Consider the following 23751-nt stretch of genomic DNA (forward strand, 5'->3'; position numbering starts at 1 on the left):
CGTCGACGTGGGCCAACCTCCCCCGGCCGCGGCGTGCGGCCCCACCCGCCCTGGGGAACCCTGGAGCGAGGAGGTGGCCATGGACCCCGTCGAGGCGCTCGACGACATCGCGTTCCTGCTGGAGCGGTCGCTGGCTCCGACGTACCGCGTGCGTGCCTTCCGCACCGCGGCGCGCACGCTGCGGGATCTGGGCCCGGACGAGGTGCGCGAGCGGGCCGCGGCAGGGACGCTGGAGCGGCTCAAGGGGGTGGGGCCGAAGACCGCGCAGGTGGCGCGGGAGGCGCTGGCCGGGGACGTGCCGGAGTATCTGCGCACACTGCGCGAGGAGGCGGAACGGGAGCCCGCGGACCGGGCGGGCGGCGAACTGCGGGCGCTGCTGCGCGGCGACTGCCATCTGCACTCCGACTGGTCGGACGGCGGCAGCCCGATCGAGGAAATGGGCCGCACCGCCGCCGCGCTGGGGCACGAGTGGGCGGTCCTCACGGACCACTCCCCCCGGCTGACCGTCGCGCGCGGGCTGTCGGCCGGACGGCTGACCGAACAGCTGGACGTGGTGGCCGAGCTCAACGAGACCTGGGCGCCGTTCCGGCTGCTGACCGGCATCGAGTGCGACATCCTCGAGGACGGCTCCCTCGACCAGGAGCCGGAACTCCTCGAACGGCTGGACGTCGTGGTGGTGTCCGTGCATTCCAAGCTGCGGATGGACGCCCGGTCGATGACCCGCCGGATGGTGGCCGCCGTACGTAACCCCCACTCCGACATCCTCGGGCACTGCACCGGGCGGCTGGTCACCGGGCGCGGCCGGCCGGAGTCGCAGTTCGACGCGGACGAGGTGTTCGCGGCGTGCGCGGAGACCGGCACCGCCGTGGAGATCAACAGCAGGCCCGAGCGGCTCGATCCGCCCCGGCGGCTGCTGCGGCAGGCGGTGGAGGCCGGCGTGCTGTTCTCCGTGGACACCGACGCGCACGCCCCCGGCCAGCTGGACTGGCAGATCCTCGGCTGCGCCCGCGCGGAGGAGTGCGGGGTGCCGCACGCACGGGTGGTCACCACCTGGTCCATGGACGAGCTGCTGGCCTGGACGCGGGACCGGGCCACGCCGGCCGGCGTGGCGAGCGGCGAGGGTGGTACCCGTACCGGTCCGCGAGGAGAGGAAGGACCTTCATGACACGGGCGGCGGTCTTCGACGTCGACGGCACCCTGGCCGACACCAACCATCTGCACGTCACGGCCTGGTGGGAGGCGTTCCGGCAGGCCGGGCACCGGGTGCCGACGCACGCGATCCACCGGGCCGTGGGGCTGCCCTCCACCGACCTGATCGCGCATCTGCTGGGCGAGGACCGGGACACCTCCCAGGACGCGGAGCTGAGCGCCGCGCACAAGACGCTGTACGGGCAGTACTTCGACCGGCTGCCGGCCCTGCCGGACGCCGGACGGCTGCTGGAGCGGCTGCACGAGGACGGCTGGACGGTGGTGCTCGCCACCTCGGCCGGCGGGGCGGAGCTGGGCGCGCTGCGCCGGGCGATCGACGCGGACCGGGCGATCACCGCGACCGCGAGTGCCGACGACGTCGACGAGGGCAAGCCCGCACCGGAGCCCGTCGAGCACGCCCTGGAGCTGGCCGGGGTGCCCGCCGACCGGGCGGTGTTCGTGGGCGACACGGTGTGGGACATGCGGGCGGGCTCCCGGGCCGGGGTGCGCTGCGTGGGTCTGCTGTGCGGGGGCATTCCGCGGGCGGACCTGACGGAGGCCGGTGCGGACGCGGTGTACGACGGTCCGGCGCAGCTGCTGGCGTCGCTGGCGGACTCCCCGCTGGCGTGAGATTCCCCATGCGTGACCGGTGGCGGCGCGGGGAAACCCGCAGCTCATGACGCGGGTGATCGACGAGACACGGGACAGGGGCTCCGCCGGGCGGATGGGCCGCGCGGCGGACGCCGTGCGGTGGGAGGCGCGCTCGGTAAGCCGGGCGGCGCGGGCCGTCGTCCGCGGGCCGGGGCGGGAGCGGGACCTGCTGGTCCAGTCGCTGAAGGCCGCCCTGGCGGCGCTGCTGGCCTGGCTGGTGGCGCAGGTCTGGCTCGACGACCCGATGGCGCTGATGGCGCCCTGGGTGGCGCTGGTGCTGGTGCAGGCCACCGTCTACAGCTCGCTGGTGCAGGGGGTGCGGCAGTTCGCCGCGATCTGCATCGGCGCGCTGGTGGCATCGGGCGCGCAGGCGGTCACCGACGACAACACGGGTGCCATCGCCCTGTCGGTGCCGGTGCTGGTGCTGCTGTCGAACTGGCCGCGCTTCGGTGACCAGGGCATCTACGCCGCCACGACGGCCGTGTTCACCATCGCGTCCGGGACGGTGAGCGCGACCGCCGTGGGACACCGGCTGGGGCAGGCGGCGCTGGGCGCGGCCATCGGGGTCGCGGTGAACGCGCTGATCCTGCCGCCGGTCCACCTGCGGGACGTACGGGAGAACCTGGCGGCGCTCGCCCGGGAAGCGGGCGAGGTGCTGCACGCCGTCGCCGGGGACCTGAGGGAGGGCGAGTGGGACGCGCAGTCGGCCGTCGGGCGGCTCGACGCCGCGAAGCGGCTGCAGGACCGGCTGGACGCGCTGCACTCGGCGCGCGGCTGGAGCCGGGAGAGCCTGCGGCTGACCTCGGGCATCCTGCGCTCCCTGCACCGGGCGCCGACGGAGGCGCTGCCGGCGGAGGACGAGGACGAACGCTTCAGCCGGATCACCGGCCATGTCACGGCGCTCACCCGCACCCTGGCGGTCGCCGCGGACGAGGAGCGCTCGCCCGTCGCGCCGGACGCGGAGGTGCTGCGGTCCTACGGGAAGCTGCTGGAGCTGCTCGGGGACAGCCTTCACGCGGAGGCGGACCGGCTGCTGGGCGAGGAGGGTTCGGCGGACCCGCTGCTGGACGAGCGGACCGAGGCGGCGATGCGGGACCTGCACACCAGGCTCCAGGAGGGGCTGACGGAGCAGGCGGGCAAGGGCGCGGCGCGGACGGCGGTGCTGGGCACGCTGGTGCTCCAGGCGGAGAACCTGTGGTCGGACCTGGACCCGGGGGCGCGGGGCCGCTGACCTCCCGCGCAGCGTGGTGACCCATGTCACCGCTCCGGGGCGCCACCGGCGGAACACATCGGGGCTGTTGCCCGTTGAACAGACCGTGGGTGCGGATGGGACAGTGTCCCCGGGCCTCACCATTCGCCCACAGGGACGATCGTTCGGCTGAAGCCCTGTGGAGCCTTTCGCCGAGAGGCGACCGCCATGCGCACCCACCTTTGGCCGCCCCGGCCGTGATTCCCCCGTCACGGCCGGGGCTTTCCCTTTTCCTCTCCCGGGTACCCGGAGGCCTCCGCGGAGCGTTCCGGCCGGAGGGAGCGGAAGGTGAGCAGCGCAGCAGGCATCAGGGTCGTCGTCACGGGCGCCACCGGCAATGTGGGGACCGGCGTGGTGCGGGCCCTCGCCGAGGAACCGGAGGTCGGCTCCGTCCGGGGCCTGGCCCGGCGGATCCCCGACTGGTCACCGCCGAAGACCGAGTGGTCGGCGGTGGACCTGGCCTCGGACCGGTTCGACCTGGTCCAGGAGTTCGCGGGGGCCGACGCGGTCGTCCATCTGGCCTGGGCGTTCCAGCCCACGCACGATCCCGCGACCACCTGGCGCAGCAACGTCCTCGGCAGCATGCGGGTGTTCGACGCGGTGGCCCGGGCCGAGGTGCCGGCGCTGGTGCACGCGTCGTCGGTGGGGGCGTACTCCCCCGGCCCGAAGGACCACGCGGTCGAAGAGTCGTGGCCGACGCACGGCTGGCCCGACGCCGCGTACTGCCGGGAGAAGGCGTATCTGGAGCGGGCCCTGGACATCGTGGAGCGCGACCACCCCGCGCTGCGGGTGGTGCGGATGCGGCCGGCGTTCCTGTTCAAGCGGGAGTCGGCGAGCGAGCAGCGGCGCATCTTCGGCGGCCGCTATCTGCCGGGGCAGCTGGCCCGGCCGGACCTGCTGCCGTTCCTGCCGGACATCCCGGGGCTGCGGATGCAGGTGATGCACACCGACGACGCGGCGCAGGCGTACCGGCTGGCCGTGCTGTCCGCGGACGCGCGCGGGCCGTTCAACCTGGCGGCGGAGCCGACGGTCGACGTGGAGCTGCTGGGTGAGATGTTCGGCACCCGCCGGGTGCGGCTGCCGCGCTCCGCGGCCCGGTCGGCGGTCGCCGCGGCCTGGGGGCTGCGGCTGCTGCCCGCCTCCCCGCACCTGTTCGACGCGGTGCTGCGGCTGCCGCTGATGGACTGCACCCGGGCGCGGGTGGAGCTCGGCTGGCGGCCGACGCGCACCGCGACGGAGGTGGTGGAGGAGTTCCTGTCGGGCATGCGGCAGGGCGCGGGAGAGCGGACGGCGCCGATGCGGGGCCGCGCGGTGGGCTGAGCGGCGCGGTTTCGCGCGCCCTCACGGAGGTACCCGCGAGGGCCGTACGGATGAAGGGAGAGGGTCGTGACCGACCACCGCCTCGAGGGACCCGGTGAGAACGGCGTCGGTGTCCCCCGGGATCTGCCCGACCAGCAGGCCGGCCCCGACGAGGACCCCTGGGAGGTCGCGCCGGCCGCCGCGGAGCGGGAGAGCGAGCGCAAGGCCGAGAAGGCGAAGGGGCGCAAGCCCGACGACGACGGCGAGGACGGCGAGGACGTCCCCGACACGGACGAGGCGGGCACCGGCCGCCAGGGTGCCCCCCATTCGGCGGCGTCCTACCCGGAACACCCGGTCCCGGACGAGTCCACGGGCTGACCCGGTCCCGGGGGGCCGGGGGCGCCTCCGCGCGAGGGGCGTGGCCCTGGGGCGGAGTCGATTGCGGGGCCCACCGCCCCGGCACGCGACGCGGTGCGGCTCACCCTCCGCGTGGATGTGCGCTGTGCGCTGTGGCACCGACCACGTCGGCTCAGAACACGCTCCCGAGCACTCCACCCGCCTGGGACGCGTCGCCGTAGAAGCGCCGGCTCGGCGCGGGACGTGTCACCGGGCCGGTTGCCAGGCGCTGAACACGCTCCCCGCTCGCTCGGGGCGCTCTCCCAGGGCCCGCGGGGCGGCGCGCGACGCGACGCCACAGCCTCCGGCCCGGCGCCGAACGGATTCCTGTCCTCGGCCCGGCTCGGGACGCGTCTCCGGACGGGAACCGGCTCAGCGTGGGCGCGAGTGGGACACCCCGGCGCGGAACATGCCTCCCAGCGCTCCACCCCGCGCAAGACGCGAGCGGACATTCCTGACCGGCACGGGGTGCGTTGCCGCAAGAGCCCCGCGTTTCAGCGGGGGAGGCGTTCCTGGAGGGCTGTGTGCCAGGCGGGGGCCGGCACCGTCGGGTCGGGGGCGGGGCGGCGGCCGCCTCGGTCGAAGAAGTCGGCGAGGGGCAGGATCGCGGCGCCCACGGTGACGGCGTCCGGGCCGAGCCGGCCCAGTTCGATCGTCACCTTCTGCGCCGGGTGGCGCAGCGCGTACGACAGGGCGTGCCGGCGCACGGCGGGCAGGAAGCGGGAGCCGAGCTGCAGGCCGGCCCAGCCGCCCATGAGGATGCGTTCCGGCTGGAAGAGGTTGATCAGGTCGGACAGGCCCGCGCCCAGGTACTCGGCGGTCTCCTCGAGGACCGACAGGGCCACGGGGTCGGCGGCGGCCCCGTCGGCCGGGTAGGCGGCGGCGAGCATGCCGGTGAGCGCCGTCTCCTCGTCCGTACCTTCCGGCACCCCGCCCTCCTCGCGCCAGCGGGCGAGCAACGACTCGGCGCCCGCGTACGCCTCCAGGCAGCCCAGGGCGCCGCAGCGGCAGCGGCGGCCCCGGACCCGTACGGTCAGGTGCCCCCATTCCACGGCCCGGCCGTGTTCCACCTGCGGGGTGACCAGGCAGGCGCCGACGCCGGAGCCGAACAGGACGACCAGGGCGTTGCTCGCGCCCCGTCCCGCGCCGAACCACATCTCGGCCTGGCCGAGCGTCTTGGCGCCGTTGTCGGTGAAGTAGGGAACGCTTTCGGGCAGCGGGGAGCCGTCGCGGAGCAGGGACTCCAGCGGGACGGCGTCCCAGCCGATGGTCTGGCCGTGCACGACGGCGCCCCGGTCGGGCGTGTGCTCGACGATCCCGGGGACCCCGATGCCGACGCCGAGGAGCCGCTCGGGGGCGAGGTCCGCGGCGGCGAGCACCTCGTCGATGCCGGAGCGGATGTGGTCCACGATGACCTCGACCTCGTACCGCTGCTGCTCCAGCGGGCGCTCGGCGCGGGCCAGCTCGGTGAGGGTCAGGTCGAACAGCTCGACGCGGACCCGGGTCTCGCCGACGTCGACGCCGATCATGTGGCCGCTGAGTGGGGCCACCCGCAGCAGGGTGCGGGGGCGGCCGCCGTCGGAGTCGACGCTGCCGGCCTCCTCGACGAGCCCGTCGGCGACCAGGTCGGCGACCACGTTGCTCACGGAGCCGGAGCTGAGTCCGGTCGCGGGGCCGAGTTCGAACCGGCTGAGGGGGCCGTCGAAGTAGAGCCGCTGCAGCACGGCCGCGCGGTTGGCCCGTCTGAGGTCGCGCACCGTGCGCCCGTTCCGCCCCGCCATGTGGCTCCTTCCGAAACCCTGCCCGACCTGCAACATACCGCCGGACAGTCGCCCGGCGCGACTTTCCCGCAGCCTTAGTTCATGATGTGAAGTTGGCTGTGGTGAGTTCGGTGATCTCCTTCAGCACGGCCTCCAGGTGCGGGCCGACCCGCTCCCGGACCTGCCCCGCGGCCTCCGCGCCCACGGCCCGCGGCACCGTCTCGGTGAGCATGATCAGGTCGAGGTAGGCACGGTACTGGGCGAGGCGGAGCCGGGCCCCGTCGTCGAAGACCAGGCGGCCGCCCTCCCGCGCGTAGCCGGCGAGGAACGCCTCGTCCCGCCGGATGTCGTCGAGCAGCGCCAGGGAGACGAGGTCGGCGAGCGGGTCGCCCCAGAACATCCGCTCCCCGTCGATCAGACCACCGATCCGGGCCGGGCCGTCCGCCGGCCGGTCGACCAGGATGTTCCCGGGCCACAGGTCGAAGTGGACCAGCGCCGGCACGGTGACCTCGTCCAGCGCCGGAGCGGCGGCCCGCAGCACGGCGGCCACCTCGTCGACGGGGCGGGGCAGCCAGGGGTCGTGGTCGCGGGCGTCGGCGAGCACGGCGTCGGTCATGGCGGTGAAGGCGGTACGCCAGTCGGGGGCGAGCGGGCCGAGCGCGCCCGAGGGGTAGCCGTAGGCGGTGCCGGTGACCCGGTGCAGCCGCGCCGTCCGGCGGCCCAGTTCGGTGCGCAGCGCGGTCCGTTCCGCCGGGGTGGGTTCCGCCTCGGGCCAGGGCACGCCCGGGCAGGCGGTCATCAGCAGGTGCGGTACGGCGTCGTCCGCGGCGAGGGACACGACCCGGGGCGCGGGCACCCGCGCCTCGGCCGCTCCTCCGTAGAACGTGGCCTCCGCGACCAGCAGGCGCCGCTCGTGGCGCAGGCCGGGGGCGGTGGGTGGGGGCGGGACCTTGAGCACGTAGCGGGTACCGTCGCGGAGGGTGATCTCCTCGACGGTGTTGTAGGTGCCTCCGGCCAGCGGGCGCACCCCGGCCGGCGCGTCGGACGGCAGCCCCGCGCGGGCGAGCACCCGCCGGGCACGGTCCCGTGAATCCCCCATCGTGCGCTCCCCTCCCCTGGGTGACTGCGGTACAGCGTACGGAACTCCCCCGGACCCGGTGCCAGGAGGAAATTCGGTGGCTCGCGCGGGGGGCGGGTCCCTACGCTGGCCGCCGAAACCTAGACCTCCTAGGTTTCCCCGATGCTTGACCCCCGTCGCACAGGAGACGACCCATGAGAGCACTCACCGAGCAGGACATCCGCGGTTCCTTCATCAACTGCTCGAAGGGTGAGGCGAAGCGGCTGAACGTGCCCCGTGACCTGGCCGAGCGTCCGTGGGACGACCTGGACTTCCTGGGCTGGCGCGACCCGGGGGCGCCCGACCGCAGCTATGTGGTCGTCGAGCGGCAGGACGGGCTCGTCGGGGTGGCCATGCGCTTCCAGCCGGCACAGCGGGGCTTCCTGCACCGCAGCATGTGCTCCCTGTGCCTGACGACCCATCCGCGGGGCGGGGTGTCGCTGATGACCGCCCGCAAGGCGGGTCCGGCGGGCCGTGAGGGCAACTCGGTCGGCGCCTACATGTGCACCGACCTCGGCTGCTCCCTGTACCTGCGCGGTCTGAAGGTGCCGGAGACCGGGGCGCGGTTCGAGGAGAGCCTCACCCTGGAGCAGCAGATCGACCGCACGAGGGGCAACCTTCTCGCCTTCATCGGCAAGCTGTAGTCCCCTTGCCCGTCCCCCGGGCGACTGCCGTCACACCGGAACACGTTCGTCACACGGCGGGAGGGGGAACCGTCCGAGGATGCACGTTCGCCAGATGATCACGCCTGCCGCCCGGCTCATCAAACAGCACCGGGACCCGCTGACCGTGCAGTTGGTGCGGTCGGCGGCCGCGGCGACCCTGGCCTACATCATCGCGGTCCGCCTGAGCCCGGAGGCCGCGCCGCTCACCGCCCCGCTGACGGCACTGCTCGTCGTGCAGGTCACCCTGTACTCCACCCTCACCACCGGTCTGCGCCGGGTGAACTCGGTGGTGACCGGCGTGGTGCTGGCGATCCTCTTCAGCCTGCTGGTGGGTCTGACCTGGTGGAGCCTCGGGCTGCTGATCCTCGCCGCGCTGTTCGTCGGCCAGCTGGTGCGGGCGGGCGAGTTCGTGCAGGAGGTGGCGATCAGCGCGATGCTCGTCCTCGGGGTGACCACCCACGGGGACACCGCCTGGGCCCGGATCGTCGAGACGCTGATCGGCGCGATCGTCGGGATGGCGTTCAACCTGCTGTTCGCGCCGCCCGTGTGGGTGGAGGAGGCCGGCCGGTCGATCGAGGAGCTGGCGCGCCGGGTGCGGCAGCTGATGCTGCGGATCGGTGAGGAGGCGGCGGGCCGCCCGCCCGCCTCGCGCGCGGCGGCACGGCTGCACGAGGCGCGTCGCCTGGACCACGACATCAGCGAGGTGGACGCGGATCTGCGGCAGGCGGAGGAGAGTCTGCGGCTCAACCCGCGGGTGCGCGAGGGTCTGCTGCACCGGGTGGTGCTGCGCACCGGTCTCGACACGCTGGAGATCTGCACGGTGGTGCTGCGGGTCCTGGCGCGCACCCTGACCGACCTGGCCAAGGAGCGCGAGCCGGAACGGCTCTTCGAGGAGGAGACGGGGGCGGTCTTCGAGCAGCTGCTGGCGGAGATCGCCGACGCGGTGGTGAGCTTCGCCGTGCTGGTCACCACGAGCGTGAGCGCCAACGCCGAGTCGGCGGAGGAGCGGCTCGCCTCGCAGCTGCGCCAGGCGGCCGGGACCCGGGACAAGCTGGCGGAACTGCTGTACGCGGAGGCCGGGCGCGACCCGCAGCGCTGGCAGTTGCTCGGCGCCCTGCTGACGGAAGTCAACCGCATCCTCGACGAGATGAACACCGAGCACCGCACCCGACGGTTGTTCGAGGAGCTGGACCGGCACTCGCGGGAGCAGCGCGAGCGGCTGCCCAGGCTGACCCGGATGCGGGACCGGATGCACGTCCCGGCCCGGCTGCGGCGGGACCGCGGCGCGACATCGGGACGCCAGCGGTGAGCTCGGCACCCCGCCGGGGCGGCACCGTGCCCGGCCGGTGAGAGGCACACCCGACCGGCCGGCACGTGCCGCGCCCCCGACCCGGCGCGATGCCCCGGCGCGGGTGCCGCGCTCTGGGGACGCCGCTCTCTGCCTGGATGCCCGGCTCCGGCTTCGGGCGCCGCGACCGGAGCATGACCGGGTGTCCCCTGGGCCCGCCAGTGAGAGGCATACCCGACCGTTGGCGCCGCTTGAGTGCACCCGGTGCGGCGCCAGACCGGCCAGGGCGCCCGGCCGGCATCAGAAGCCGCGACCCGCCCGCACGACCGGGTGCCCCTCGCTCCCGGCCCTTGCGGCGCCCTCCGCGGGGCGCCGTACACCTGGGGCGGCACCTTGCCGGGCCACGGCCCGCTCCGGTTCCAGGCGCCGTGACCCCGCCGCGCAAACGAATGCCCCTTGCTCCCACCCGTACGGCGCCCCGTCCGGCGCCGTGGACCCCGGCGCTGCGCCATGCCCGGCCAGGGCGGCCGGACCGGCTTCTGGCGCCGCAACCCGCCTGCACCACCGGGTGTCCCCGCACCCGGCGGGTCGGAGGCGCACCTCAGGTGGCGTCGTGCACCCCGTACGTCACCGTGCCCGGCCGGGGCGGCGCCGTGCCCGGCCGGGGCGTCACCGTGCCCGGCCGGGGCGGCGCCGTGCCGGGGCGGGGCGGCGCCGTGCCGGGGCGGGGCGGTCGGCTTCGGCGTCGGACGCCACGACCCGCCCACGCCGGCGGGTGGCCCTTGCGTCCGGTGGGTGATCGACGTCAAGGTGGCCGTGGCGAGCGGGACGGGAGACGACCGAAGGTGCGTGTGATGAACAGGGCCGACTTGAGCAGGCGCCGCTTCGTGGGTGCGTTCGCGGGGACGGCCGCAGGAATGACGCTGCCCGCCTGCGACGACGGTCCCCCGCCGTCCGGGGCGCCGACCCCCTCCGCCCCGGCGACGGTGACCGGCCCGCCGTCGCCGAGCGGGACGCCCACGGGACCGCGCCCGCTGTACCTGGGCACGTACACCTCGGTCGACGGAGGGGGCGAGGGCATCGGGCTGGCCGTCTACGACCCGGCGTCGGGACGGATCACCGGCGCGGGCGCGATCGGTGACGTCGCCGACCCGTCGTACCTGGCCGTACACCCGGACGGCCGGACGCTGTACGCGGTGAACGAGCAGGAGGACGGCGCGGTGACCGCGGTCAGGCTGTCCGACCGGAAGGTCCTGGGCAGCGCCGGCACCGGGGGTTCGTCCCCCTGCCATCTGTCGGTGCATCCGGGCGGCCGGTACCTGCTGAGCGCCGACTACGGCTCGGGCACCGTCGCGGTGCACCGCATCGAGGCGTCGGGGGCGGTGGGCGAGCGCACGGCGCTGGTCACGCACTCCGAGCCGGCCCCGGGTCCGGGGCAACAGGGCCCGCACGCCCACCAGTTCATCACCGCGCCGGACGGGGGCCACGTACTCGCCGTGGACCTGGGCACCGACACGGTGTACACGTACCGCCTCGACGAGCGGGCGGGCACCCTGACCGAGGTGGCGCGGGCGAGCACCCGGCCCGGCGCCGGACCGCGCCACCTGACCTTCCATCCCGGGGGGCGGTACGCCTACCTCGCCAACGAGCTCGACAACACGGTGGCGGTGTGCGCGTACGAGCCCGGTCCGGGGCGGCTGCGGATCGGCGAGGCACAGCCGACGGGGACGGGGTCCGGCACCAGCTACCCGGCGCAGTTCGTCGTCACCGGCGACGGGCGGTACGCCTACCTCGCCAACCGGGGGCACAACAGCCTCACCCGGTACGCCGTCGAGGCGGACGGGGCCCGGCTGCGGCTGCTGGACACCGTGCCGGTGGGCGGTGACTTCCCGCGGCACATCGCCCTCTCCCCCGGCAGCGGGCTGCTGTTCGCGGCGAACCAGAAGTCGGGCGACGTCACCGTGTTCCACGTGGACGCCGACAGCGGCGAACTGCGGTCGGCCGGTGAGCCGTTCGCGTCACCCGTCGCCGTCTGTGCGCTGCCGCTGTAGCGCACGGGGGCGGGAGGCGGCGTTCGCCTGGGTGAGCAGCACGTGCATGCGTTCGGTGAGCTGGGAGACATCGTCGGCGGGCGCGTGGAACGGCAGCCGTACGTCGCCGTCGGTGCGCAGGCGTTCGACGCGCAGGGTCAGGCCGTGCCGGTCGACGGCGAGCGGCCGCACCCGGACCGCGCCCTGCAGGCCGGCCGAATCCACCAGGCGGGTCAGCCGTTCGACGGCGTCGCCGTGGCAGTCCGCCAGGTGGGTCAGCAGCCGCGCCTCGGCGCCGGCCAGCGGGTCGGGCGCGGCGGTGGCGAACTCGTCGCGGCCGACGACCAGCGCGCCGGACGGCCGGCGGAGCACGACACGGGTGGGTTCGAAGGCGAGCCGGCCGCCCTGGACGGCGAACCATCCTGCCAGCCAGACCCGGGCGCGGATGCGGTCGCGTACGGGGACGGGCGCGACGTCGGCGAACTCCAGTACGGCGGACGGCTCTCCGCGTGGCGCGCAGACAGCGGCCGTGAGCAGCGTGCTGTCCTCGGCCACGTCCAGCAGCACCCGCCCGTCGTCCGTCACGGTGTGCGCGCCGACGAGTTCCTCCCGGGTGCCCTCCGCGGTCACCGTGCAGGACCAGGCGGCGGCGAGCACCGAGCGGGCCCGCTCCGCCGCACCGGGCGCGGCGGCCCAGGCGTGCGTGTGGTCACCCATCCCAACCTCCTCTTAGGTAAGCCTTGCCTAACCTATCGGAGATCAGGGTGCGCGCCAACCGCCCCCGGTGATCTCCTCGGGACCTTTCAGGATGTGAGAACGCCCAGCAGGGCGCGTGCGCACAGGGCACGCACCTGCTCGCGCCCCAACTCCGAGCCGCGCAGCCACTCCAGACAGACCGCCGTGGTGAAGGCCAGCCAGCCGCGCACCGCGAGCCGGGTGTCCGGCCGGGTGCCCAGTACCGGACCGAACTCGGGGTCGGCGGCGAGCGCGGCGAGGATCTGCCGCTCCTGCGCGGCCAGCGCCCGCCGGTAGACCCGCCGCACCGCCTGGTCCCCCGCCGCGTCGGCGCGGTGGAACGCCCGGTAGCCGTGCGCGTGGGCCTCCACGTACTCCAGGTAGGTGTCGAGGCCCGCCGTCAGCTGCTCGCGCACCGGGACGCCGGGTACCGCCGCCGTCATGCGCAGCATCCGCTCGCTCTCGCGCTCCACCACGGCCGCGAAGAAGTCCCGTTTGGCCGGGAAGTAGTGGTAGAGCAGCCCGCGCGACACTCCGGCGATCTCGGCGACCTGCTCGATCCACACCTCGTCGTAGGGGCTCTCCGAGAACAACCGTGCGCCCACCGCGAGCAGTTGCTCCCGACGCTCCTCGGTGCTGAGCCGACGGCGTGTGCGCCCGCCCTCTTTCGCGGCCATTCCCGCACTGTAGTTGACGCCGCTCCGGCGGCCGGACCAGACTGGAGCCGCGTTATTGAACTCACGTGCAACACGTCGCACTCGCTCGCCGGATCGAAGGAGATCGCGCCATGGCGGAGACGACGGAACGGGCCGTACTGCCGAAGGGGTTCCGCAGCGCGGAGCAGGGCTGGCCCGCGCTGCGCCGCATACCGCACCCGCCGCACCGGCTGCCGCTGCTGGGCGACGTCATCGGGTCGAGCAGAAGCACCCCCGTGCAGGACTCGGTGCGTCTCGCCCGCCGGCTGGGCCCGATCTTCCGGCGCAACGCGTTCGGCAGGGAGTTCGTGTTCACGTGGGGCGCCCGGCTGGTGGCCGACCTGGCCGACGAGTCACGGTTCGCCAAACATGTGGGGCTCGGCGTGGCCAATCTGCGGCCGGTCGCGGGCGACGGGCTGTTCACCGCCTACAACCACGAGCCCAACTGGCAGTTGGCGCACGACGTGCTGGCGCCCGGGTTCAGCCGGGAGGCCATGGCCGCCTACCACCCCATGATGCTGGACGTGGCCGCGCGCCTGACCGAGCACTGGGACCGCGCGGCGGCCGGCGGCCGTTGGGTGGACGTCCCCGGCGACATGACCAAGCTGACGCTGGAGACGATCGCGCGCACCGGGTTCGGGCACGACTTCGGCTCCTTCGAACGGGCCCGTCCGCACCCGTTCGTCACGGCGATGGTCGGCACCCTCGGCCACGCCCAGCGGCTGAACAACGTCCCCCCGCCGCTGGCCCCGCTGCTGCTGCGCCGGGCCAACCGCCGCAACGCGACGGACATCGCGCGGCTGGAGCACATCGTCGACGAGGTGGTCCGCCGCCGGCGCGCGGACGGCCACGCCGAGGGCGATCTGCTGGACCGCATGCTGGAGACGGCCCACCCGGACACCGGGGAGCAGCTGTCACCGGAGAACGTCCGCCGCCAGGTCATCACCTTCCTGGTGGCCGGTCACGAGACCACCTCGGGCGCCCTGTCCTTCGCCCTCCACTACCTTTCCCTCCACCCCGAGGTGGCGGACCGCGCCCGCGCCGAGGTGGACCGCGTCTGGGGCGCCACGGACACGCCCGCCTACGAACAGGTCGCTCGCCTCCGCCACGTCCGCCGCGTCCTCGACGAGTCGCTGCGGCTGTGGCCGACGGCACCGGCCTACTCGCGCGAGGCGACCGAGGACACGGTGCTGGCCGACGAGCATCCGATGCGGCGCGGCGCGTGGACGCTGGTGCTGACGCCGATGCTGCACCGCGACCCCGAGGTGTGGGGCGCGGACGCCGACCGCTTCGACCCCGACCGCTTCGACCCGCGGGCGGTACGGTCCCGGCCGCCGCACACCTACAAGCCCTTCGGGACGGGCGCGCGGGCGTGCATCGGCCGTCAGTTCGCGCTGCACGAGGCGACGCTGGTCCTGGGCCTGCTGCTGCGCCGCTACGACCTGCACGCCGATCCCGGGTACCGCCTGCACGTGACGGAACGGCTCACCTTCATGCCGCGGGGGCTGCGGCTGCGTCCGGACCGCCGCCGCGCGCCCCGCCCGGACGCACCGGGCAGGGCGGCGGGCGAGGGGGCGGCGCCGGTGGGCGAGGAGCGCCGGACCGCGGGCTGAGCCCGCCGGCACGGCGCCCCGCGTCAGTGGTGGGCCGTCGGGTCGAAGCCCTCGGGGGCGCGGTCGAGGAAGGCGGTGATGGCGCTGATGCGGCCGTCCTCGTCGAACTCGATCACGTCGGTCCCCGTGGCGAAAGACGTGCCGTCGCCGGTCAGGATCTCCCACCGCAGCCGGGCCCGGCCGTGGTGCACCTCGGGCCGCTCGCGCCGGCGGACCGTGGCGGGTCCCCGGTGCGACACGAACTGGTCCCGGAAGTCCGCGAGCGCAGCGGCCCCCCGCAGGAAGCCGACGGCGGCGCGGTACTCGACCGTGTCGGTGAAGACCACCGAGGCCAGGCGGTGCCGTTCGCCCTCGGGGCCGGTGTTCCAGAAAAGCGTGTACCGCTCCAGTTGCTCGAACACGTCGGCGGCGCCCTCGTTCCGCCGTGCCGCCGGTGCTGTGGTTCCACTCATGACGGGTGTCCCTTCGTCCGGCGCGGTGCCGTACGGCGCACCGCGCTCCGGTCTCCGACTGTGCGAGCCCGCGGGCCGACTGTCGATGACCTGCCAGGTCATTGCCGTCGTGGCGCCCCACGCGGCAGCCTGGGGGCCATGACGAGGACCAACGCACCGGTCGGGACGCAGCTGCGGCAGTGGCGCGAGCGCCGCCGCCGTTCCCAGCTGGACGTGTCGCTCGCGGCCGAACTGTCCACCCGGCACCTGAGCTGCGTCGAGACCGGGCGTGCTAACCCGAGCCGGGAGATGATCCGGCGGCTGTGCGACGAGCTGGACGTGCCGCTGCGGGAGCGCAACCCGCTCTATCTGGCGGCCGGGTTCGCCCCGGTGCACGGCGAGCGCGCGTTCGCCGATCTGGGCGCGGCACGTACCGCCGTGGAGGCGGTGCTCGCGGGCCACGAGCCGAACCCGGCGCTCGCGGTGAACGTGCGCTGGGAGTTGCTGGCCGCGAACCGCGCGATGGGACTGTTCCTCGGCGATGCGCGGCGGGAGCCGTCGGAGCCGCCGTTCAACGTACTGAAGGCGACTTTGCGGCCCGACGGGATGGCCGGGCGCATCCTCAACCTCGCGGAGTGGCGCGCGCACATGCTGCGCCGGGTCCGCCGCCAGCTGGAGCGGACGGCCGACGCCGGTCTGGCCGAGCTGCTCGCCGAGCTGGAGAGCTACCCCGCCCCGCCGCGGACGGACCCGCCCGCCCCGGCCGGGGAGGCGAACGACCTGGTGGTCCCGTTGCACCTGGCATCCGAGCACGGGGAACTCGCCCTGCTGTACACCACGACGGTCTTCGGCTCACCGCGCGACGTGACACTGGACGAGATCGCCATCGAGACGTTCTTCCCCGCGGACCGCGACACGGCGGCACTCATCCGCAAACTGTCCGGCTGACGCCGCCCCTCCCCGGCCGGTTCCGTGAGGTGGGCCGGCCGCGAGCCGGTCAGTCGGCCTCGGGTGGCAGGGCCAGCCCCTCCAGCCGGTCCGGGTCGGCCAGGATGTACAGGGCCGTGATGCGGCCGTCCCGGACCGTGACGGACATGACCGAGTTGATGCGGCCGTCGGCCACGCCGACCAGGCCGGGGGCGCCGTTGACCAGGACGGGGCGGGCCCGCGCGTTGAAGCGGGCGAACAGCATCGCCGACTCGGCCACCTGCCGCGCGCCCCGCAGCGTCTTCGAGCCGGCCACTCCCCGGGCCGGCGCGCCCGCGTCCGCGCGCAGCACCACGTCCGGGTGCAGCACCGCGACCAGCGCCTCGAAGTCGCCGGTGCGTGACGCGGCGCGGAAGGCGTCGAGTGCCTGCCGCTGCCGTCCGGCGTCGGGATCGGCCGGCGGGGTGGCTGCGCGGACCCGGCGGCGGGCCCGGCTGGCGAGCTGCCGGGTCGCGGCGGCGCCGCGCTCCACCACCGGGGCGATGTCGTCGAAGGGCACGGCGAACATGTCGTGCAGCACGAACGCCAGCCGCTCGTCGGGGTCGAGGGTCTCCATCACGACCAGCAGGGCGATGCCCACCGAGTCGGCCTCCAGCGCCTCCTGCTCCGGGTCGACCCGGGACAGCGGCCGGAGCAGCGGGTCGGGGACGAAGGTGTCCTCCATCGGCTGCTCCCGGCGCGCCGTGCGCGACCGCAGCAGGTCCAGGCAGATCCTGCCGGTCACGGTGGTCAGCCAGCCGCCCAGGTTGTCGATCCCGCCGGGCTCCACCCGGCTCAGCCGCAGCCACGCCTCCTGCACGGCGTCCTCCGCCTCGGAGACCGAGCCGAGCATGCGGTAGGCGACCGCCTTGAGGTGGGCCCGGTGGTCCTCGAAGTCCCGCGCGAGCCGTTCCTCGTCTCCCCCCACGGCGGTCACCGGGGGAACAGCTCGAAGGCGACCGCGGGGCGGTTCCCGAACCGCTTCCCGGTCTCCTCGGCGAAGCCGGTCAGCAGCGTGCGCGCGTACGTCTCGGGGTCCTCGTCGGTGAGCGCCTCGATGTAGGTGCGGTGCTCCAGCAGGGAACGCACCGCCCGCTCCAGCCCCGCGGTGGCGTCCACGGCGTGGGTGGGCTCGCTGGATCCGGCGACCGCCACCCAGCGCACGCCGTCCCAGGGTTCGAGCCCCTGCTCGGTCAGCTCGGGGAAGATCCAGCGGTTGCCGGCGTCCCCGGCCGCGTCGAGCGTGGCCCGGCCGACGGCCACGTGGTCCGGGGTGTTCCAGGCGGTGCCGCCCCAGGTGTCCCGGTGGTTCAGGGTGATCACCAGCTCGGGCCGGTACCGGCGGATCGCCGCCGCGATGTCCCGGCGCAGGGCCGGACCGTACTCGATCACGCCGTCAGCGTGGTCGAGGAAGGCGACCTCCGAGACGCCCACCACGGCGGCGCTCGCCCGCTGCTCGCGCTCCCGGAGCGGTCCGCACGCACCCGGTTCCAGGGTGTCGATGCCCGCCTCGCCGCGGGTCGCGAGGACGTAGGAGACCTCGCGGCCCGCGTCGGTCCAGGCGGCGATCGCCGCCGCGCACCCGTACTCCAGGTCGTCCGGATGGGCGACCACGGCCAGGGCGCGCCCCCAGTCGTCGGGCAGGGGCGGGAGTTGACTGATCGTCGGCTCGGTCATGACCGGCAGACTAACCCCGTGCACCGACAGTGCACGGGGGCGCGCGGTCAGGCCTCGTCGCGGGCGAGGGCGAGCAGCCGGTCCAGGACCCGGGGGCCTCCGGTGCGGACGCCGTCGTGGTCGAACTCGTCGGTGACCCAGGTGCGCAGCCCGCGGATCGCGCGGGCGGTGGCCAGCGCGTGCGTGGTGTCGACGTACATGTCGTCGTGGTAGACGGCCGCCGCGACCGGGACCTCGTTGGCGGCCAGGCGCGCCGGGTCGTACAGCGGGGTCCAGTCGGTGCGCGCGGCGAGCAGTTCGGCGGTCTCCCGCAGCGGGCGCAGCGTCGGGTCGCAGTCGAAGATCCACGGGTGGACGGTCTCGCCGGTGAACAGCAGCGGCTCGTCGCCGGCGAGCGCCTTGGTCGCGTCGAACCGCGGGAACTCGGACCGTACGCGTTCGGCGGACCAGGCGGTGGGGCGGGCGTCCTGGGCGTAGATCGCCTCGTGCACCAGCGCGTACAGCGGGTGTCCGGCGAACGACAGCAGCGCCTGCGCCTGCTCCTGGAAGGCGTCGGAGAGCGCGGGACCGCCCGGGGTGGGGACGAACGCGTCCTCCAGGAGGTGGTGCAGGCGGTGGCTGCCGTCGCCGCCGCCGAGCATCAGGCCGAAGGACTGGAACGCCTCGACGGTGAACCGGTAGCCGTTCGGCAGGACCACGTCGTGGGTGAGGAGGTGGTCGGCGATGCGGCGGGCGCGCTCGACGTCCTGCGGGTAGCGGGCGTAGTGGGCGGCGACCTTCCGCTCGATGCGCGGGTAGGCGGCCCGGTAGACGTCGTCGGCGTGCGCGTCGAGGGAGGGCAGGCCGCCGGTGATCAGGGCGGTGTGCAGGCCCTCGGGGGCCAGGGAGAGGTAGGTGACGGTGCAGAATCCGCCGAAGCTCTGGCCGAGCACGGTCCACGGGGCGCCGCCGGTCACCTGGGGACGGATGGCCTCGCAGTCCCGCACGATCGAGTCGGATCGGAAGTGCGTGAGGTAGTCGGCCTGCTCGGCGGGGCCGCCGCGGAGCGGGAGCGTCTGCCGGTTGGCGGGGGTGGAGGCGCCGGTGCCGCGCTGGTCCAGCAGCAGCACCCGGTACTCCTCCAGGGCGCGGCCGAGCCAGGCCGGCTTGCCGACGAAACGGTTCGCCCCGAAGCCGGGGCCGCCCTGGAGGTAGAGCAGCCAGGGCAGGTCCTGGCCGGCCTTGTCACTGGCGACGACCTCGCGCGCGTACAGCTCGATCGTCTCCCCCGAGGGGTCGGCGTGATCGAGGGGCACGGTGAACCGGCGGTCGGTGAGGACCACGCCGGGCTGGCGGTAGGTGTCGGTCAACGGGACTCCCGGGACGAACGGATTGTCGGGCCGCGACCCAGTTCAGCACATGTTCCTGCGGCCAACGACCCCGGGATCATGAAATGTTCCCGGGCGGCGGTCAGCGGGCGGACAGGCTGGAGCGCCGGACCACCAGTTCCGGGGCGAGCACGACCCGGCGGTGCTCGTGCGGCGGGTCCGTCTCCTCGGTCTCCTCCAGCAGGAGTTCGGCCGCCAGCGCGCCCATGGTGACGGCGGGCTGGCGCACCGAGGTGAGCGGTACGGCCGCCGCGGCGGCGAACTCGATGTCGTCGTAGCCGACGATCGCCAGGTCGTCGGGGACGCGGACGCCGGCCGCGTACATCGCCTGGAGCACGCCGAGGGCGAGCAGGTCGTTGGCGCAGAACACGCCCGTGGGGCGGCGGGACAGGCCGAGGAGCCGGGCGCCCGCGTCGCGTCCGGCGGCGACGTCGAGCCGTTCGGTGGGCAGTTCGTGCAGGCTGTCGGGGCCGAGCCCGGCCTCGGCGAGGGCGTTCAGCGCGCCGGTGCGGCGGTCCCTGACCTGGTTCAGTCCGGGCGGGCCGCTGACGTAGGCGAGAGAGCGGTGCCCGGCGTCGACGAGGTGCCGTACGGCCAGGGCGCCGCCCGCCACGTCGTCCACGGAGACCGAGCACTCGGTGGTGCCCTCGGCGACCCGGTCGACCAGTACGAACGGGATGCCGTGCCGGCGGAACGCCTCGATGTTGCGGCCGGTGGCGTCGGCGGGGGTGAGCAGCACGCCCCGCACCCGCTGCTCCGCGAACAGCGACAGGTACTCGGCCTCCTCGCCGGGGCTCTGGGCGCTGTTGCAGACCATGACGCCGAGGCCGGCCTGGCGGGCGGCGCGCTCGGCGCCGCGGGCGACGTCGACGAAGAAGGGGTTGCCCATGTCGAGGACGAGCAGGCCCATGATGCGGCTGCGGCCGGCGCGCAGCTGGCGGGCGGACTCGCTGCGCACGTAGCCGAGCCGGTCGATGGCGGACAGCACCCGGGCCCGGGTCTCGGCGGCGACCGTGTCAGGGCGGTTGATCACGTTGGAGACGGTGCCTACGGAGACTCCGGCGACGCGGGCGACGTCCTTGATACCCACCGACTGGGCCATCGGACAGGAACCTCCAGGGGAACGAGGGGGCCGGGGGGCGGCGCGGCGGGCCATCACACTACCCGCACGGCCGCCCCTTTTCGGTCACGGGCGGAGTGGGGACGTGCCCGTCAGCGGGGGTGGAAGACCTCGGTGAGCGGGGTCATCGCGCGCGGTACTCGTCGATGCGGTCCTGGCGGACCTTGAGCAGGAAACACACGCGTCGCACGGGGTACCACCTCTCCGTCAGGGCCGGACCGGGGTCAGAAGTCGAACTCGTCGATGTTCCCGGCGTTGAAGACGGTGGGCTTGCCGAGGTTGATCACGCCGTCCTTGCCGATGGTGTAGTCACCCATCGCGCCGGCCGTGAACGTCTCTCCCTCCTGGCCGGTGATCTGGCCGGACGCGAGCGCGACCGCGGTGCGGGCGGCCAGCTCGCCGAGCTTGGCCGGGTCCCACAGCTCGAACGCCTCGACGGTGCCGTTCTTGACGTACTTGCGCATGTCGTTGGGGGTGCCGAGGCCGGTCAGCTTGACCTTGCCCTTGTACTTGGAGCCGGACAGGTACTGGGCGGCGGCCTTGATGCCGACGGTGGTCGGGGAGATGATCCCCTTCAGGTTCGGGTACTCCTGGAGCAGGCCCTGGGTCTGCTGGAAGGACTGCTGGGCGTCGTCGTTGCCGTAGGCGACCTCGACCAGCTTCATGTCCTTGTACTTGGGGTCCTTGAGCTCGTCCTTCATGAACTCGATCCAGGTGTTCTGGTTGGTCGCGGTCTGCGCGGCGGACAGGATCGCGATCTCGCCCTGGTGGCCGATCTGTTCGGCGAGCAGCTGCACCTCGGTGCGGCCGAGGTCCTCGGCGGACGCCTGGGAGACGAAGGCGTTGCGGCAGCCAGGGGTGGTGTCGGAGTCGTAGGTGACGACCTTGATGCCGTTCTTCATGGCCTGCTTGAGCGCGGTGCACAGCGCGCCGGGGTCCTGCGCGGACACGGCCATCGCGTCGACCTGCTGCTGGGTGAGGGTGTTGACGTAGGAGACCTGGCCGGCGGTGTCCGTGGCGCTGGTGGGGCCGACCTCCTTGAAGCTGGAGCCGAGTTCCTTCACCGCCTTCTCGCCGCCCTTGTCGGCGCTCGTGAAGTAGGGGTTGTTGACCTGCTTGGGCAGGAAGCCGACGGTCATGCCCTTCTTGGTGACCGCGTCCGGGTCGGCCTTGCCGGCCGAGGCGGCCGCTCCGCCCTCGTTCTTGACGTCCTCCTTGGTGGTGCCGCCGCAGGCGGTGGCGGCCAGGGCGAGGGAGGTGACGGCGGCGAGCGCCGCGCAGGTACGGCTCAGGGATGCCTTGCGCATGGTGGGTTCCTTAAGGAAGAGGACGGTTCAGGAGGTCGGTGCGGGCGTCCTGGGGTCCGGATCGGGTGCGGTGGCCGCCCTCCGTCCCGCCCGGGCGACGGCCGTCTGCCGGGCGACGCGCGGGCCGAGGACGGACAGCACCAGCAGCACGCCGGTCACGACGATCTGGGACTGCGCGGACACGTCCTTCAGGCTCATCACGTTCTGCAGTGCCCCCAGCAGGAACACACCGGCGACCGCGCCGCCGAGGGTGCCCTTGCCGCCGTCGAAGTCGATGCCGCCGAGCAGCACGGCCGCGACGACGGACAGTTCGAGGCCGGTGGCGTTGTCGTAGCGGGCGCTGGCGTAGTGCAGCGCCCAGAAAACGCCGGTGAGGGCCGACATCAGGCCGGTCACCGTGAACAGGATCAGCTTCTGCCGCCTGACGCGGACGCCGGCGAACCGGGCGGCCTCCTCGCCGGCCCCGATCGCGAACAGCGTCCGGCCGAACGGGGTGGCGTGCAGGGCGACGACGGCGATCGCGAGCAGCACCAGGAACGGCGGGAAGGCGTACGGGACGAAGGTGTCACCGATGCGTCCGGCGGCGAAGTCCAGGTAGGCGGACGGGAAGTCGGTGACCGCGTCGGAGCCGAGCACGATCTGCGCGATGCCCCGGTAGGCGGCGAGGGTGCCGATGGTGACGGCCAGGGAGGGCAGCCCGAGGCGGGTCACCAGCAGGCCGTTGACCAGGCCGCAGACCACGCCGATGAGCAGGCAGACCGGGATGATCGCCTCGATGGCCATGCCCTGGTTCCACAGGGCGCCCATCACCGCGCCGGACAGGCCCGCCGTGGACGCCACGGACAGGTCGATCTCGCCGGACACCACGAGCAGCGTCATGGGCAGGGCGATCAGCGCGATCGGCAGGGTGTTGCCGACGAGGAACGACAGGTTGAGGGCGTTGCCGAAGCCGTCGACGGTGGTGAACGACAGCAGCAGGACGACGACGAGCAGGGCGCCGACGACCGTGTCCCAGCGGACGGCGCGCGTCAGGGAGTCAGGCATGGCGGGCGTTCCTCTTCTTCAGGGCGGAGGCCACGCGCAGCGCGACGACCCGGTCGACCGCGATGGCGAGGACGAGCAGCACGCCGTTGATGGCGAGCACCCACACGGAGCTGACGCCGAGGGCGGGCAGCACGCTATTGATCGAGGTCAGCAGCAGCGCGCCGAGGGCGGCTCCGTAGACGCTTCCCGAGCCGCCGGTGAAGACGACGCCGCCGACCACGACGGCGCTGACGACGGTGAGTTCGTAGCCGGTGCCGGTTCCGGAGTCGACGTTGCCGAAGCGGGCGAGGTACAGCGCGCCGGCCAGACCGGCGAGGGCGCCGCAGAACGTGTACGCGGCGAGGATCCGCTTGCGCACCGGGATGCCGGCGAGCCGGGCCGCCTCCGGGTTGGAGCCGAGCGCGTACAGCTCGCGCCCACCGCCGAAGTGCCGCAGGTAGTACGCGGTCGCCACCAGCACCGCGAGGGCGATCAGCGCCAGGTACGGCACGGCGGAGAGGCCGCCGGAACCGAAGTCGACGAATCCGCCCGGGAGGTCGGCGGCGGTGATCTGGCGGGAGCCGACCCAGATCGAGTCGATGCCGCGGACGATGTACAGCGTGCCCAGGGTGACGACGAGGGCGGGCACCTGGCCGAGGGAGACGAGCAGGCCGTTGAGCAGACCGAAGCCGATGCCGAGCAGGACGGCGAGGGCGACGGCGACGACCGGGTTCCCGCCGCCCTGGAGGTGGAGACCGGCGGCGAAGGCGCTGATGCCGAGGGTGGAGCCGACGGACAGGTCGACGTTGCGGGTGATGACGACCAGGGACTGGCCGGTGGCGACCAGCACCAGGATGGTCGCGTTCAGCAGCAGGTCCTTGATGCCCTGCTCGGACAGGAACGCGCTGTTGCCGGCCTGGGTGACGGCGATCATCACCAGGAAAACGGCCAGGATGGCCAGTTCGCGCATCTTGAACACGCGGTCGACCAGTCGGGTGGCGCCGGTCTTCGGCACCTCGGCGACGGGTGCTTCGCCGGGAGCGGTGACCGTCATGCCGTGCCCCTTTCGTTCGCTTCTCCGCCCGTGCGGCGCGGAGGTGCGGGCGTCGTGTCCGTCTGCGGGCCGGTGGCCGCGCGTGCTCCCCCACTGCCTGAAGGGCGTGGGCGGTACCCC

General features: G+C 74.0%; 22 protein-coding genes. 10 read left to right on the forward strand and 12 right to left on the reverse strand.

All coding sequences use genetic code 11. The features are described 5' to 3' along the window. The first annotated feature begins 79 nt into the window (after window positions 1-79). From B100_RS0105610 to B100_RS0105630, 5 genes are all read left to right on the forward strand, one after another. Window positions 80-1165: a PHP domain-containing protein gene (locus B100_RS0105610; protein ID WP_024883460.1), complete on the forward strand. Its 1086-nt coding sequence runs from the start codon at window positions 80-82 to the stop codon at window positions 1163-1165. Beyond that, window positions 1162-1818 (forward strand): HAD family hydrolase, encoded by a 657-nt coding sequence (locus B100_RS0105615; protein WP_024883461.1) that lies wholly within the window; start codon window positions 1162-1164, stop codon window positions 1816-1818. The genes B100_RS0105610 and B100_RS0105615 overlap by 4 nt, the downstream gene beginning before the upstream one ends. A gap of 46 nt (window positions 1819-1864) precedes the next feature. Then, a complete protein-coding gene (locus B100_RS0105620; protein ID WP_024883462.1) occupies window positions 1865-3070 on the forward strand; it encodes an aromatic acid exporter family protein in 1206 nt (401 codons plus the stop codon). Between the two features lie 306 nt (window positions 3071-3376). After that, on the forward strand, window positions 3377-4408 hold the full coding sequence (locus B100_RS0105625) for an SDR family oxidoreductase (protein WP_024883463.1): 1032 nt from the start codon (window positions 3377-3379) through the stop codon (window positions 4406-4408). Window positions 4409-4474: 66 nt separating this feature from the next. Further along, window positions 4475-4765, forward strand: a complete 291-nt coding sequence (locus B100_RS0105630; RefSeq protein ID WP_024883464.1) for a hypothetical protein — start codon at window positions 4475-4477, stop codon at window positions 4763-4765. A 512-nt stretch (window positions 4766-5277) separates the two neighbouring features. Here B100_RS0105630 and B100_RS0105635 read toward each other — a convergent pair. Further along, window positions 5278-6564, reverse strand: coding sequence for an ROK family transcriptional regulator (locus tag B100_RS0105635; protein WP_024883465.1), 1287 nt, complete (start codon window positions 6562-6564; stop codon window positions 5278-5280). A gap of 79 nt (window positions 6565-6643) precedes the next feature. Beyond that, window positions 6644-7642: an aminoglycoside phosphotransferase family protein gene (locus B100_RS0105640; RefSeq protein ID WP_024883466.1), complete on the reverse strand. Its 999-nt coding sequence runs from the start codon at window positions 7640-7642 to the stop codon at window positions 6644-6646. A 173-nt stretch (window positions 7643-7815) separates the two neighbouring features. On the opposite strand from B100_RS0105640, the gene B100_RS0105645 reads away from it, so the two are divergent. From B100_RS0105645 to B100_RS0105655, 3 genes are all read left to right on the forward strand, one after another. After that, window positions 7816-8304, forward strand: coding sequence for an FBP domain-containing protein (locus tag B100_RS0105645; RefSeq protein WP_024883467.1), 489 nt, complete (start codon window positions 7816-7818; stop codon window positions 8302-8304). 79 nt (window positions 8305-8383) lie between these two features. Continuing rightward, on the forward strand, window positions 8384-9634 hold the full coding sequence (locus B100_RS0105650) for an aromatic acid exporter family protein (RefSeq protein WP_024883468.1): 1251 nt from the start codon (window positions 8384-8386) through the stop codon (window positions 9632-9634). Between the two features lie 833 nt (window positions 9635-10467). Next, window positions 10468-11664, forward strand: coding sequence for a lactonase family protein (locus B100_RS0105655; RefSeq protein WP_024883469.1), 1197 nt, complete (start codon window positions 10468-10470; stop codon window positions 11662-11664). On the opposite strand, the gene B100_RS0105660 is transcribed toward B100_RS0105655, so the two are convergent. Together B100_RS0105660 and B100_RS0105665 are read right to left on the reverse strand one after the other, a co-directional pair. Beyond that, window positions 11632-12360, reverse strand: a complete 729-nt coding sequence (locus B100_RS0105660; RefSeq protein WP_024883470.1) for a DUF2470 domain-containing protein — start codon at window positions 12358-12360, stop codon at window positions 11632-11634. The genes B100_RS0105655 and B100_RS0105660 overlap by 33 nt on opposite strands. Before the next feature lie 86 nt (window positions 12361-12446). Continuing rightward, the gene (locus tag B100_RS0105665) at window positions 12447-13055 is read right to left on the reverse strand and encodes a TetR/AcrR family transcriptional regulator (RefSeq protein WP_024883471.1); all 609 of its coding nucleotides are present in this window, start codon (window positions 13053-13055) and stop codon (window positions 12447-12449) included. A 110-nt stretch (window positions 13056-13165) separates the two neighbouring features. Here B100_RS0105665 and B100_RS0105670 point away from each other — a divergent pair, with 110 nt between their 5' ends. Then, window positions 13166-14686: a cytochrome P450 gene (locus B100_RS0105670; protein WP_024883472.1), complete on the forward strand. Its 1521-nt coding sequence runs from the start codon at window positions 13166-13168 to the stop codon at window positions 14684-14686. 23 nt (window positions 14687-14709) lie between these two features. On the opposite strand, the gene B100_RS0105675 is transcribed toward B100_RS0105670, so the two are convergent. Further along, window positions 14710-15138: a hypothetical protein gene (locus B100_RS0105675; RefSeq protein ID WP_051489935.1), complete on the reverse strand. Its 429-nt coding sequence runs from the start codon at window positions 15136-15138 to the stop codon at window positions 14710-14712. A 138-nt stretch (window positions 15139-15276) separates the two neighbouring features. Here B100_RS0105675 and B100_RS0105680 point away from each other — a divergent pair, with 138 nt between their 5' ends. Beyond that, on the forward strand, window positions 15277-16065 hold the full coding sequence (locus tag B100_RS0105680; RefSeq protein WP_024883474.1) for a helix-turn-helix transcriptional regulator: 789 nt from the start codon (window positions 15277-15279) through the stop codon (window positions 16063-16065). Between the two features lie 49 nt (window positions 16066-16114). Here B100_RS0105680 and sigJ read toward each other — a convergent pair whose 3' ends face one another. From sigJ to B100_RS0105715, 7 genes are all read right to left on the reverse strand, one after another. Next, window positions 16115-17020 (reverse strand): RNA polymerase sigma factor SigJ, encoded by a 906-nt coding sequence (gene sigJ / locus B100_RS0105685; RefSeq protein ID WP_037722462.1) that lies wholly within the window; start codon window positions 17018-17020, stop codon window positions 16115-16117. Next, on the reverse strand, window positions 17017-17760 hold the full coding sequence (locus B100_RS0105690) for a PIG-L deacetylase family protein (RefSeq protein ID WP_024883476.1): 744 nt from the start codon (window positions 17758-17760) through the stop codon (window positions 17017-17019). Before B100_RS0105690 ends, sigJ begins: the two co-directional genes overlap by 4 nt. A 47-nt stretch (window positions 17761-17807) precedes the next feature. Further along, complete coding sequence (locus tag B100_RS0105695) at window positions 17808-19109, reverse strand: alpha/beta fold hydrolase (RefSeq protein WP_024883477.1); 1302 nt, start codon at window positions 19107-19109, stop codon at window positions 17808-17810. Between the two features lie 100 nt (window positions 19110-19209). Continuing rightward, window positions 19210-20229: a LacI family DNA-binding transcriptional regulator gene (locus B100_RS0105700; protein WP_024883478.1), complete on the reverse strand. Its 1020-nt coding sequence runs from the start codon at window positions 20227-20229 to the stop codon at window positions 19210-19212. Between the two features lie 242 nt (window positions 20230-20471). Continuing rightward, entirely contained in the window at window positions 20472-21554 is a 1083-nt protein-coding gene (gene rhaS / locus B100_RS0105705) for a rhamnose ABC transporter substrate-binding protein (protein ID WP_024883479.1), read from the reverse strand. Window positions 21555-21581: 27 nt separating this feature from the next. Beyond that, window positions 21582-22598 carry an ABC transporter permease gene (locus B100_RS0105710; RefSeq protein WP_024883480.1) on the reverse strand — a complete coding sequence of 339 codons (1017 nt, stop codon included), beginning with the start codon at window positions 22596-22598 and terminating at the stop codon, window positions 21582-21584. After that, window positions 22591-23631: an ABC transporter permease gene (locus tag B100_RS0105715; RefSeq protein ID WP_024883481.1), complete on the reverse strand. Its 1041-nt coding sequence runs from the start codon at window positions 23629-23631 to the stop codon at window positions 22591-22593. The genes B100_RS0105710 and B100_RS0105715 overlap by 8 nt, the downstream gene beginning before the upstream one ends. Window positions 23632-23751 lie beyond the last annotated feature (120 nt).

It is taken from the genome of Streptomyces sp. CNH189, from assembly GCF_000527195.1.